At 38.5% G+C, this 14,136-nt stretch carries 9 protein-coding genes; all 9 read right to left on the bottom strand.

Features of this window, described 5'->3' with window-relative positions; genetic code table 11:
• Positions 1 to 11 precede the first annotated feature (11 nt).
• Positions 12 to 842 carry a Cof-type HAD-IIB family hydrolase gene (locus BAU16_RS11005; RefSeq protein ID WP_048604534.1) on the bottom strand — a complete coding sequence of 277 codons (831 nt, stop codon included), beginning with the start codon at positions 840 to 842 and terminating at the stop codon, positions 12 to 14.
• Positions 843 to 4,430, bottom strand: coding sequence for a chromosome segregation protein SMC (gene smc / locus BAU16_RS11000; RefSeq protein WP_161527085.1), 3,588 nt, complete (start codon positions 4,428 to 4,430; stop codon positions 843 to 845). It lies immediately after the preceding gene.
• Positions 4,431 to 4,451: 21 nt separating this feature from the next.
• The gene (gene rnc / locus BAU16_RS10995) at positions 4,452 to 5,138 is read right to left on the bottom strand and encodes a ribonuclease III (RefSeq protein ID WP_048604536.1); all 687 of its coding nucleotides are present in this window, start codon (positions 5,136 to 5,138) and stop codon (positions 4,452 to 4,454) included.
• A gap of 398 nt (positions 5,139 to 5,536) precedes the next feature.
• Positions 5,537 to 7,636: a DUF5054 domain-containing protein gene (locus BAU16_RS10990; protein ID WP_161527084.1), complete on the bottom strand. Its 2,100-nt coding sequence runs from the start codon at positions 7,634 to 7,636 to the stop codon at positions 5,537 to 5,539.
• Positions 7,637 to 7,640: 4 nt separating this feature from the next.
• The gene (locus BAU16_RS10985) at positions 7,641 to 8,477 is read right to left on the bottom strand and encodes a carbohydrate ABC transporter permease (RefSeq protein WP_161527083.1); all 837 of its coding nucleotides are present in this window, start codon (positions 8,475 to 8,477) and stop codon (positions 7,641 to 7,643) included.
• Complete coding sequence (locus BAU16_RS10980) at positions 8,477 to 9,367, bottom strand: carbohydrate ABC transporter permease (RefSeq protein WP_161527082.1); 891 nt, start codon at positions 9,365 to 9,367, stop codon at positions 8,477 to 8,479. Before BAU16_RS10980 ends, BAU16_RS10985 begins: the two co-directional genes overlap by 1 nt.
• 167 nt (positions 9,368 to 9,534) lie before the next feature.
• Positions 9,535 to 10,785, bottom strand: a complete 1,251-nt coding sequence (locus BAU16_RS10975) for an ABC transporter substrate-binding protein (protein WP_161527081.1) — start codon at positions 10,783 to 10,785, stop codon at positions 9,535 to 9,537.
• A 17-nt stretch (positions 10,786 to 10,802) separates the two neighbouring features.
• A complete protein-coding gene (locus BAU16_RS10970; protein WP_161527080.1) occupies positions 10,803 to 13,220 on the bottom strand; it encodes a glycosyl hydrolase in 2,418 nt (805 codons plus the stop codon).
• A 13-nt stretch (positions 13,221 to 13,233) separates the two neighbouring features.
• Positions 13,234 to 14,136 (bottom strand): ROK family protein, encoded by a 903-nt coding sequence (locus tag BAU16_RS10965; RefSeq protein ID WP_161527079.1) that lies wholly within the window; start codon positions 14,134 to 14,136, stop codon positions 13,234 to 13,236.

Raw genomic sequence — 14,136 nt, 5'->3', positions numbered from 1 at the left:
CCCCTCCTATTTTAGGATAAAATTTCTTCTGCTTTATTCAGTACATAATTTTCAATAGCTAAAGCAACTCCGTCGGCTTCGTTGGAAGCTGTGACGATTGTTGCTGCTTCTTTCACGATTGGCACCGCATTATCCATTGCCACTCCGATGCCGGCATACTGGATCATCGGCAAGTCATTTTCTTCATCCCCAATCGCCATTACTTCGGCTTGTTGAATGCCCAAATCTTTTGCCAACAAAGCAATTCCATAGGCTTTGGTGATTCCCTTTGGCATGAATTCCAACAAATTGTTCCGGGTTTTGATGATTTCATAGGCTTCCCGAAAAGCTGCCGGAATTTTTTTGATCTGTTCATCTAAAAATTCTTGGTGATAGGCAATGACTGCTTTGTTGTACAGTCGATTTTCCGTTAAATCGGCGATTTCACACGGACGACAATCCAACAACGGATTCAGTGAACCGTAAATCGATGGATGGTTGGTGGATGTCGGCAAATTCAAGACGATTTCATCCGACAACACATCCAAAGACAGATCCAATTTTTCTGCTAAAGTGATTAAATGCTGCACATCTGCTAGTTGCAGTGCCGCTTTTTCCATTACTTCACCAGTATCATTTTTTTGGACAAGCCCACCGTTAAAGGTGATGCTGTAATCTCCGGCATCCTTTAAATTCAATTCTTCCAAATAAGGACGAATCGCCCGCAATGGCCGTCCGGTACAAATCACGACCTTGATTCCCCGCGCTTTAGCTTGGGCCAAGATTCGCCGATTTTTTTCCGATATTTTTTTCTCATTATTCAATAAAGTGCCATCTAAATCGATAGCGATCAATTTAATCAATTAACTTACTCCCTTTTGCTGGATTTTTCCGCCTTCATTGACTTCTTCCAACCGAACCGAAACGATCCGGGAAACCCCAGACTCTTGCATCGTCACTCCGTACAACACATTTGCAGCTTCCATCGTTCCTTTACGGTGAGTTACCACGATAAACTGCGTGTCATTTTGAAACTCACTGAGGTAGCGACCAAACCGATTGACATTGGCCTCATCCAGTGCCGCTTCCACTTCATCCAAGACACAAAACGGAACTGGACGTACCTGAATAATTGAAAACAGCAAAGCAATTGCCGTCAACGCTCGTTCGCCACCGGAAAGCAGACTTAAATTCTGCAATTTTTTCCCTGGAGGCTGAGCTTCAATCTCAATACCGGTATTCAACAAATCAGTCGGATCAGTCAACAACAGCTCTGCCCGACCGCCGCCAAACATATTGGGAAAAACTTCCTTGAACTTTTGACGAATACCAGCAAAAACCTCTGCAAAGCGGATTTTAACTTCCTCATCCATTTCCGACATCGTATCAAACAATTGATCCTTTGCCGCTACGAGATCGTCCCGCTGACTGGTCAAAAATTCATGACGTTCGGCAACCTGCTGATACTGCTCAATGGCGTTGAGATTGACTGGTCCCAACCCTTCGATTTCCTGTTTTAATTGTTTAATGTCCTGTTTGATGCTTGCTTTTTCCGCTAAAGAATAGCTTGGATAGGCAGCAGCTGCAGCTTCAAAGGTCAAACTGTATTCCTCTTGTAAATAATGCAGCAGATTGTCCAATAAAACATCGGAACGGCTTTTCTTCACTTCCGCCTGCGTTTTTTGTGACAAAAGTTGCTTTTGCAGTTGATGTTGTTGACTAATTTTTTCGTCTGTCTCGCTGATTTTCACTTGAATCAATCGCCGGTCTTGTTGCCGTTGCGTCAGTTCTGTTTGAATTTCGTCCCTTTTTTCTCGAAGGGATTGGACTTGTTTGTCCAGCGATTCTTCCGTCACTTCATGACTGGAAACATCCATCGTCAAGGCTTCCAGTTGACTTTTTAAGACTTTCTCCCGCTGTTCGGTTTCCCCAAGACGTTCCTCGTTGCTTTCCAACTGTTGGCGAAGATGAGCAATCTGTTCTTTAGCAACTGCCATTTCAGCACGTAGTTTGGCTAATTTTTGACTGGTTTCCAATCGTTTTTCTTCAATCAGATCTTCTTGCGCACTAAGCTGCTGGATTTCTTGATTGATGGCTTCGCGCTGTGCTTCTACTTCTTTTTGCCGTTGCAGATAATCAGTCTTTTGTTCCTCATATTCGGCTAAAAAGAGCTGGATTTCACGATTTTCAAACGCAAATGCCGCTTGTTCTTTTTCCAGTCGTGCCAATTCATGGGTCACGTTTTGCACTTGATTTTCCAGTTCTTGTTCCTTCAGACGGGCCGTTTCACCTGTCGTCCGCAAAACTTCCACCTGAGTTTGGTTTTCCTTGGCTTTTTTTTCAAAACGCTGCACTTGTTTTTCTGTCGTTTGCAGTCGTTGTTCAAAACTAGCGACCTGCTCGATCAAAAGCTGCAATTCGTTGGTTTGGGTAAATAAACTGCTCTGCCCTTTTTTATTGGTTCCCCCGGTCATCGACCCGCCGGCATTCATGACGTCTCCTTCCAAAGACACCACCCGATAGCGATAATGAACAGCTCTTGCCAAAGCATTTGCACTGGCTAAATCTTCGGCAATCAGTACACTCCCCAACAAATTTTCGCAGATTTTTCGCAGTTCATCCGACACCTGCACCAAGTCACTGGCAACCCCCAGATAACCGGCGACACTGGCAGCTTGATTTTCCACTGCCGCAGAAACTTTACGAGATTGAATCGTCGTCATCGGTAAAAAGGTCGCTCGACCCCCCCGTTGCTGTTTTAAAAACGTGATTCCGTTACGGGCATCCGCTTCTTTTTCAACAACGATATGCTGTGCCGCACCACCCAGTGCCGTTTCGATGGCTGTGGTATACGCAGTGGGTACCTCAATCAATTCCGCGACCGCCCCCACGATTCCAGTAAGTTGTTCTTTATGTTTCAGAACGTAGCGAACACCTTGATAAAAGCCTGCATAACTTTCCTGAATCTCCTGCAGGCTCTTTTGTTTCCCCCGTGCCTGTTGTAACTGGCTCATCAGCTGATACATCTTTTTTTGTTCCTCAGCAAATTGCTGTTGAGACTGTTTAGCAGCCTCCTGTAGTTGAAGGTATCGACTGCGCTGCTCCTTCAGGGTTTGTTTCGCCGACTGCAATGCGGTCTGTGTTTGTTGCTGTTGTTGACGGAATTCTTCGATTGTTGCCGTCAGTTGTTCTTGTTTTTTTACCGCCTGCTGATTTTTCGCAGTTTCTTGCAAATATTGTCGTTCTAAATGCTTCAATTCATTACCGACATTCGCATGTTCCTGCATTTTTTCTACATACTGCCCGCGTAATTCTTCGATGACTTCCTTCGTCGATTTCTGATACTTCTCAAATTCCGTTTGCATCTGCAACGTTTGTTCTTCTAGTAACTGAAATTCCCGATTTTTTTCCGACATCTGATGGATTAAGGTCGTCTTGCTTTCAGACAGTTGGTCAAAGCGCTCTTGATTTTCCGCCAAAGCGGTTTGGTATTCCTGTGAACTCTTTTGTGTATGCTTTGACCGTTCAAGGAGAACTTCCCGCTGTCCCTCTGCTTGTTTTAATGCTTCGGTTAAATGCAGTAACTGCTGATTGGCTTCCTCTAACCATTCGTCCAATTGTGTCCGTTTCCGTCGCTGTACTTGAACCTGTTCTTCCCCCGTTTTCAAAACAGCGGCAAGATGGTCAAGCTCTTGATCCACTGTTGCTAGCGCCTCAGTTGCCTGCTCCCAGTCTGCCTTGCTTTCCTTGATTTCTGTTACCGTAAAGGCAACATCTACCTTCGTCAGTGCTGCTTTTAAACGCAGAAATTCCTTGGCTGAGCGGCTTTGTTCTGCCAACGGTGCCAGTTGTTCTTCCAGCTCATAGATGATGTCTTGCACCCGACTAAGATTGTCTTCGGTTTCAAACAACTTCTGTTCCGCTTTTTTCTTTCGTTGCTTATATTTCAAGACTCCGGCGGCTTCTTCAAAAATTCCCCGCCGATCCTCTGGTTTGCTGCTGAAAATTGCTTCGACCTTTCCTTGTGAAATAATCGAAAAGGATTCCTTGCCCAATCCTGAATCCATAAATAAATCTTGGATATCCTTTAACCGGCAGCTTTGTTTGTTGATAAAAAAATCACTTTCTCCCGTTCGGCGTAATCGGCGGGTCACGCTGATCTCCGTATAATCCATCGGCAAATAGTGATCACTATTATCTAAAATGACAGTCACTTCCGCAAAATTCAGCGGCTTACGGGAATCGGAGCCAGCAAAAATAATATCCGGCATTTTTCCTCCCCGTAAACTTTTAGCAGATTGCTCTCCTAAAACCCAGCGAATCGCTTCCGTGATATTGCTTTTTCCGCTACCATTCGGACCGACGACGGCTGTAACACTATTTTCAAAATCAATGGCTGTTCGATCCGCAAAAGATTTGAATCCGGCAATTTCAATTCGCTTTAAATACACGAAAGCTTCCTGCTCCTTTCCTTACCCAAGATGTGCCAGAGCGTTTGCTGCAGCATCTTGTTCCGCTAATTTCTTTGATTTTCCTTGGCCTTGACCAATTAATTTTCCGTCACAATAAACTTCTGTCCCAAAAATTCGTTCGTGAGCAGGACCATCTTCTTTGATTAAACGATAATCAATCACGACATCCCCTGATTTTTGAAGAACTTCTTGCAACCGCGTTTTGTAATCCATCTCATGTGAAAAAGCACCTGCTTGAACTTTAGGAAAAACTACGACTTCCAGGAATTTTTTTACGGTTTCCAAATCTTGATCCAAGTACAATGCACCTAGAAAAGATTCAAATAAATCACATAACAAGGAAGGACGTGTGCGCCCACCGGAAATTTCTTCTCCCTTGCCTAATTTGATATACGAATCAAAATTGCATTCCCGCGCAAATTGCGACAAACTTTCTTCCCGAACGATGGCTGCCCGTAATTTTGTCAACTTTCCTTCCGGCAGCGGCAATTCGCGATAAAGATATTGCGAAACCAATAATTCCAATACTGCGTCGCCTAAAAATTCTAAACGTTCGTTATCTGACAATTGCAAATGACGATGCTCATTCACATAAGATGAATGGGTAAAGGCTTGTTCCAATAAATTGACATCGTGAAAAACGATGCCGAACTTTTCTTTTAGTTCTGTTGTCAACTGGTTATCCATGAATCACAGTCCTTTGATTTTTATTCGACACTCTCCTATTATACTGATTTTTCGCCATTTAGGAAATGTTTCAAGAAAGAATTCCCCCGTCTAAAGGAAGACTTTCTTATCTCGTCGAAACAAAAAAGATAGGTCTGCGGGTAAATAGAAAAATCAAGTTCATTTCTTTGCCGAACTATCAGGCTACTGCGCTTTGCAACGATTACTTATTAGTCGCATATAAATTATCAACAAGTACATCGTTTCTTCTACTAAAAAAGTAAGCAAACTAACGAGTTCCCGCTACTTCGCTTACTTATTTTTTGATTTTTAGATAAATTGGGTTTGTAAATACCTGTCACAATGATTCTTTGCTCCTGAGTATCTCATGTCGTCATCTAGCTTACTATTGTCATCTTTTAGCAGCCAAAAGTTTTTATTGGCGCTAACTTGAAGGTTACTTCTGCTAGAAGATTCCCTTCATACCAAGCTGGAAAATTGGTCCCCCAAACATTATTATATAAATTTATAAATAGTCCATCATTTAAAGAAGAACACTGATTATCGAAATTCAACAACTTTCTTTCCCCGAATGAAAGCAGAGGCGTATATTTAGAAATCATTTGATAGTTTCCATCTGCCGACGAATAGTGTAACGCAGTTTGATCTAGTGCATGCATCTCTCTATTTCCTCGACTGATTACATGGTACGGTGATAAAGATTGTCCAAGTTTAGACATTTTCCAGTTGTATGGATTAGCTACATTTAAACTTGTTTCTAACCAATAGCTTTCTGGCATTCTATTCCGTTTCTTTTCCTTTGCGAGCAATTGCAGTGTTAACTCATTTCTTGTCAAATTAAATAAATATTGAAGAGTTATTTTCTGAGGTAATCCATGAAAAGCACTTGGCCCTTCTTCAAAGGATAAGGACATGTGGACAGCTACCTGATTGTTATCTTTTTTTATAGTAGCTGCCTCACAATACGGTTTTAACCAGCGATGCTGTATTTCAGGAATCGCTTCTATACCTCTTTTGGCAAAATCTACAAAAACCCAGCTTCCTGTGTCCTCATTAATACGACTATATTGATTAAGGTATTTTTGGAAATCTATCGCATCATATGCTTCATAAGATAATTCACCAAGTTTATGGTTAAGCGCAAGCAAACATTTTCCTTTTAAATTAAGCTTCTCTATTGCACCAGATGCCCCAAAAGCCACCTCAAAATCGCCAAACTGATAGATTTTCCCTATAGTCAAACGTTCTTTAAATAAATCAGCTTGTGAAATCATCGGCAAATACATTTCAGAAAAAGCTTGCTGCACTTCCTGACGATGCATCTGGGATAAATGTGCAATTGCTTTATCAAGATATCTCCGTTGCTCCAGCCATGAATTTTCATATTCTACATAAGAAGCTCGCTCATTTGCTTCGCCATTCCTAACATACATATTAATAGAGGTCATTAGCTGGCTATAGGTCAGTGATTCAAAGCTTTCTTTAAAATCAAAGATACTTTTGCTACGAGCCTGTTTAAAATCTTCGATTAAATAATTATTATAATCTGGTAAATACAAATTGGCATTGACTCCCCAAGTATGTTCTGGGATTAGAAGTAGTTCTCCCGAAAAATCCGTATATTCTTTGCTATTCAGCTTCATTGAACCTTCTTCTAGCCAGTTATTTCTCAAATCAAGCAGCAGCTTAAATTTAGCCATTTTATCTGGATCGGAAACACCCCCATGAATCCAACTATCCCCAATTTCATCGGATATAACAGGAAGACTTGCTTTCTTTTTCCATACATATTGGGCAAAATTATCTAAAGTTGAAATCACAATTTCTGTTCCCGGATATTTTTTCTGCAGTTCAGAAAGAATTTCTTTTACTTCATTCGCATCTCTTGGTGGCCCATAATTATCATTACTATGAGCGAAATAAAGACCTTCCTCCCAATCCTCCTTGACAAAATCACCCCCATAGCTCCCATCATAATGAACAATCACTTCGCTGCCGTCTCCTGCTTGCCAAAGAAATATTTCTGGTACTTCAGGCACAGCAGAGCTCGGATTGACCCCAATATGAAAATATTTAATTCCAACTTGCTTCAATTTAGGAACTATTCCAATGGTATGACCCGGTACGTCAGTCATTTTTGCTGAGATTGTCTTTCGATTGAAGCGCTTATCTAGTTTTTGAGAAATAGACAATCCATAGACAAATAACTTTTCGTCCATCAATTCTGTATGAGTAGTAAAGGGTAATCCATGCCAACAGATATTGCCTGCTTCAATTGCTTGGATAACGGCTGCTCTTTCATTTTCGGAGATCTGTTCGTTGTTCAAGAAATAGTCAATCAGCCAAGATCCCGTTGTCCATATAAAATCTGGATATTCCTGACTAATTTTAACTGCCCGGGGAATAAAGTCTTCCATGTACTGCTGAATAACAGCTTCAGATTGATCAGTAAACCCAATATCTAAGTGTGTTTTGAAAACAACATGCAATTTTTTCATAATACTATTTTCCTCCTACAACAAAGCCAGTCTCTAAGTTTTTATTTAATAATGCATAGATTAAAACAGTAGGAATTGAGGCCAAAGCACAAGCTAATAGAACAGCCGGTGTATTTGTTGTAGCACCATTTGGTCCATTCAATTGTGATAAAACAGTCATAATTGGTCGAATATTTGCCGATTTACTAAAAGTTAAACCAAATAGCAAGTCATTCCAAATAAATGAAAACTGAAATAAAAAGAGAGCGGATATTGGTGCCTTAGCCATCGGCAAATAGATTCGATAAAATATTTGAAAATCTGTGGCGCCATCTATTCTAGCTGCCTCACTTTGTTCATTACCAATATCATTAAAAAAGTTTCGCAATACAAATGTGCAAAATGGAATTGAAATTGCTGTATAGAAAATAATCATTCCAATTTGGGTGTCATAAAGACCAAATTGTGCAAACATTTTATACACGGGTACTAAATACATTTGGAACGGAAAAATTGTGCCGCTATAAATCAGAATAAACCAGAAAAACCTACCTTTAACTTTTAATTTAGTAATTGAGTAAGCAGCTAATGCTGAAAGTACAATAGCTAAAATTGCGGAGCTTATCCCATATAATAAACTGTTGCCGACACCTGCACTTAAGGATACCCGTTCCGAAATGAATTCTAGTGAATTAGCAATAGAGAAGCCTTTCGGTATATCCCAGAAATTTCCTTTATTATATTCTGCTCCTGATTTCACACCATTTACCAGAACAAAGGTAAACGGAAAAATCCAGATAAAGGATAGGATACATAAGGAAATATTCAAAAATTTACTTTTCGATTTATTTAATCTTCCCATTACTGCTCCTCCTTAAATGTTCGTCTCAAATAAAAAATGGAGATGAATAACACAATCAACGATAGAACAGTAGCCACAGCAGAACCATAACCGTATGCTCCATTGATAAAAGTTTCTTTATACATTGTTACTGCTAATGTTTCCGATGTTCGATATGGACCTCCCCCGGTCATTAGCCAAATACTATCAAATGTTTTAAAACTATTAATTAATGCCATCAAAATGACAATTATCAAAGTAGGTTTCAAAAGTGGAAGTACCACATTTCGATAAAGCTTTAACCCTGATGCCCCATCTATCTGTGCCGCCTCAATAGGTTCAGCCGGAATATTGTTTAGACCGACAATTAGCAGTATCAGATTCGTTCCGATACCCTGCCACACGCTAGCACCGATCATTACAAAGGTATTAACATATGGGATACCGAGCCAGTAGGAATTATTTTGTGCCATTCCTGCAAGCTCTAGCAATTTCGGTAATCCATAATTAGAAAGTAACGATGTCATAATTAATGCTCCGATAGTTGGAGAAACTGCGTTTGGCAAATAGAATAAATTTTTAAAAATTGTACCCCATCTACTTTTAGAAATAATAATCGCTAAAAATAATGGGATTAATACAGGAATAATCAAAGCAGCAAATACCCAAATCAATGTGTTAATCATTGATTGTACAAAATATCCATCTTTAAATAATTGGAAATAATTAGCTAATCCTACAAATTTTATCTCCGATAATCCGTTCCACTCAGTAAAACTAAGTCCCAAAGTAAAAACGGCAGATGCGATAAAAAATACTGTAACCAAAATAGCGGCTGGTAGAATATAGAAGTACGGAATCCATTTCTGTAAATTCTTTTTTTTACTAACATATTGCTCACGTTGTGCCATTGTCACTACGCCCCCCTAATTTTGCAATCAAAAAACGGCTGCAACACAGAATATTTGATAAATAACTGAACATAATATGCAATATAGATAAATTGTGTTAGTTAATTTTTTGGCTGGTTGATATTATTTATTTATCTTAATCCTCTTGTGTACAGCCTTATCCATATTTATTGAGCGTCTTCCCAGGCTTTTTGTATCGTTTCCAAACTTTTATCAACTTGATCTTTTGTCGGATTCGCAGCTATCTTCCAGTATTCATCAATAGATAAATTAACAACGCTTGGTGTAAACTGTTCATAGTAGCGCAGTTTTAGGCTAAAATTGTCTTCATCGCCAGCACTCTCAGTTAGAAATTTGCTAATCGGATCATTGAAAGAAACATTTGTTGTAGCTGACATTCCTGTCTTATCAGCATATTCTTGTTGTACATCGGTTGAAAAATACGCTTTCAAAACTTTTTTTGCATTATCTTTGTTATTGCTATTCTTCCCAATAACTAACGGCGCCACTTCATAAAATATCGTTCCCTTAGTATCTGTTTTTTCCGTTGGTAAATTAAAAACTTTCATATTTTCCCCAGATACCATACCATATTCTTGATTCAAACTAGTCAAAAGATTCGTTGCTTGATACATCATCGCAATTTTTCCGCTAGCAAAATCTTTCACTTGATCTTGTTCTACATCAGAAAAATAACCTTTATCAATCATGTCTGCCCATTGATAGAAAATTGCCTTTACACGATCATCTGTAAATTTCACCTCACCACTGGTCCATTGATCATATAAATCAGGATCAAGACTCCCCATTAGCGCCTGTGGCCAACAAAATGACTGCCATGTGTTACCTAGTCCAATTGCTACCTCACCATTTTGGGTTAGCTTCTCACAAACGTCCAAGAATTCAGCAAAGGTTGTTGGTTCTTTAATACCATATTTATCAAAAATCTCAGCATTGTAATAAATGCCATTGTAAAGAATATTCAGTGGTGCACCATATATCTTTCCATCTACAGACAAAGCATCTTTAATCTGATCACTGACCCCTGCCTCAACATATGCATCCCATTGATCAGAGATATCTTCTATCAAATCATTGGCTACTAATTCCTTTAGTTGGCTACCAGTCCACCATGTAAACAGGCTCGGAGCCTGACCTCCTTGTAAAGATTGTTGAATATTCGTTTGATAAGCACTTAAATCTGGTGTATTAACATATTTAACATTTACTCCCGATTGTTCTTCTAATATCGGAACAATACTTTTCGCTGCTCCGGTTCCTTCACCTTTATCATTTAAAATTTCTATCGTATCTCCATTGCCAGTTTCTTTACTAGAATCAGAACCTTTTCCACATGCACTAATACTCAATAACAATGCTCCGGTCAAAAAAAATGTTAACAGATACTTCTTTTTCATGAATATTCCTCCTTTATTTAAATGGGTACACCAATAATTCCTTGTGATTGCTCTGCCATCAATTCCTTTGTTGTAGCTACATCAAATGCTGCATCAAATAAGTTAATTGAATAGTTAAATTCGTAAAATCCTCCTAAATCTGCTTTAAAGTTTGTCTCCCAGAAATTATTCATTACCCACGAATAAGCTACTTCTTGATTCTTGTCATTGCTCCATCCATTCGACAGCCTTATTTCGTGAGCATCAAGTTCACCAAAAGTCACCAATGGTGCATCTTGACATAGAATCATAAGTGTTTTGCCCTGATTATTATAGGTAATTCCATTTTGTGTAAGATAGAATTCCATATTAGTTCCCGGTAATTGATCAATTCCAGGTCTTATCATACAACCAGATTTATCAACGTAACACTCGGCATCTGGTAATTTAAATGGTAACGATACATAGATATTTTCTGGACTCCAGATACTTTGTTTATGGATTCTAATTGTTGCATCAATACGCTCTATCAACTTGTAAACTTTAAGATAAACTGAATAAATTTCAGTTCCCAACAATTGAAAATCTAATAGAAGACCGGTGAACAGCTGACCATCTTCAATAATTTCCATATTTTTTAGTTTAGCAGCACTCCGTTCAACAAAAATGCCTTTACGATTTCTTCCCATCAAACGACGTTCTTCTACCGGATTCGTTCGAACAGGCGTCTTTTCATAAATTCCGACAAAGGGTGCATAGATATTTTCTGAGTGAAGAATCGATAGATCAGCCGCTCTTAAAGTAATATTCTTTATCCCTTCCGTATGATCCAAGTCAATTGACCATATATTATTTTCAATTTTCCAGTTATTTGCTACTGGCTGATTCGTCAATAGCTGAATATCTTGAATTCCCTCTGAACCACGAATAAGATTTAAATCATACAATTGAGGTGCCTCATCCACTAATTTCAGTTGAATGATTCTTTTCTCCTCAGCTTTAAGTTTTACTAACACCTTGACTTCAGTAGCCCTAGCAGTTTGTTGTGCTTGTGTTGGTAATTCTTCATTGGTTGTCGTATCAATTGCTACGATATTTTTGATGTTAAACGCGTTGATATAGCTGCCCTCAATATCTTCCCAATGCTCCACTAGAACAGTCGCAATCTCTTGGGTTTCTCGCAAATGCGGATTAATGATTTTATACAATTTTTTCCTATTTGGTGAAATAGACACTTCCCCTTGTTCCGCAAGAAGATTGTCCAAGGCCTTAGATATAGCAACATGTGCCTGAGTTGCATAGCCAGTTTTTCGGTATTCCAAGTCGTTAACCAGTGTATTCCACGGTTCTGAGATAGAAGAAGAATACCCCCAAGTATGTTCCGCATACATCATTAAATTATCTTGGGCTTTTTCACGTAACTCTATATTTTCAGTTAGTGTTTGTTTCTCTAACTTATCAACTAAATGATATTTTCTTTGAGCATCTTTATAAATTTTTGTAGCCGTAGGTGTAGAACCAACTCCATCTGCCCACCAGTCATTCCAGTCACCCGTATAAACAGGAACATCTTCTTTTTTGGCTATTTCAAAAAATTCTGTCAGAGTTTTCATTTCTAATTCAATTTCTGTGCCAAAATTTTCATTCCACCATTGAATGGATTCCATTAATTGACCATTTGCTGGTGCGTTATCCGTTAATACTCCTGAAATCATTATAGGAACATAATCATAGACATAGCCACTAGCCTTTAAGGAGTTGACATACCGGTAAATTCTTTCATGAGTAATCTCTCTTTGATCCAAGTCTGTACGGTTCTCAAACTCATCTTTCAAGTGATAAGTAAATCGTGTGTTAGGAATTAACAAGAATTCATTTCCTAACATATAATGTCCACCGTTCCAAACAAAAAGTTCCTCACCCTCAGGTGTCTGCCATTTAAATGGTCTCTGTTGGTATCTTAAGGGCGCTAATCCATGATGACCATGTACACAGGAAAATAAATTTCTAATGCCGCTCCGATAAAGAGCCGTGGAATACCCCCAGCTATAACCATTTACATCAGCAGTCATAGCTGATCTACCCGTAAAGCCTATTTTCTTTGCCCAAGCTACTCCTTTAGTCAATTTTTCTTCCAAAATGTTGCTATCAACTAATTCCGTCATATTTAAATAGTTTAGTGAAACATCAATTCTTCCAGTCGCAACATAATGATAGAAATCTTTTTTTTCAGTGTCATTTGAATGATTTAAAAAATTTTCTACCTGCCAAAAATTTTCACACGTCCATTTGAAGCCTTTCCATTCTGGATGTTTCCCATCATCAATTGCACGATTAAGTGCAATAACTTGTTTAATAAAATCAACATGATAGCGTTCAATTTTTTCCTGACGGTCGGTATAACCAATATCTGTATGGGAATGTGAAATCAAATAGATCTTAAACTTATTTTTCATCCTTCTTTTCCTCCTATTTATCTAAAAAAATAAACAAACCTTCCAGTGTCCTTAACGTCGTATCTTCGCTGATTCTCACTGTGATTTTTTGATTTTCTTTTTCTAGTACATGAATCAGTGAGTCTTTAAAATAATTGAAACTTTTGCTTATTTGTCCGCCAAGCACTATTTCATCTGGACAGAAGCTTGAAACAAAGGGTGAGATTGCTTCTCCGACCGTACTTCCAAAATCATTAAAAACTTCTAAAGCAGCAGAAGTGTCTTCCTCTGCTTGTTTAAATAATTCAGCTCCAGTCAAATTATTGAAATAGTAATGCTGAATAATCTTCTTTAACCCTCTGGCTGACACATAATCATCAATAATGCTATCTTTAAATGGCTGATTATAAATCATACCTATTTCAGGTATCCCTTTTGTACCAGCAACAACTTTTTTATTTTCAATAAAGGTGGAACCTAACCCAGTTCCTAGCGTAAAATAGGCGCCTTTTTTTACCCCAGAATAATGATTCTCACCAAAAGCAAAGGCTTCGGCATCATTTTTGAAAAAAATCATTGCGTGCTTAATTTTTCTGTTTTCTTCTTTTTGTTGTATTTTTTTGAATTCCTGTAATAAATTGATCTTGTACAATGAAGCAAACTTTCCTAGTCCTTTAATCAAACTGATCCCATTCTCGTAATCAAAGGGGCCTGGAAATGCTACTGCGATCTTTTCTACATACCAGTCATTCTCATCATAATTAAAAAGCAAATCCGAAAATACATACTCAAAATTTTCTACTATTTTTTCCTTCGATAATTCTGATTTTGCTGGATAATAATGGATTTCTGTATATTTATTTTCAAACTCGGTTGAAAATAAAGCTCCTTTGATATAGGTTCCCCCAACATCCAGGCAAATTGATACTTTTTTCAT

The organism is Enterococcus sp. JM9B (assembly GCF_009933265.1).
GTDB lineage: Bacteria > Bacillota > Bacilli > Lactobacillales > Enterococcaceae > Enterococcus_C > Enterococcus_C songbeiensis.
Note: the sequence above shows the minus strand (reverse complement) of the source record. Positions and strands in the feature narration are given on the sequence as shown.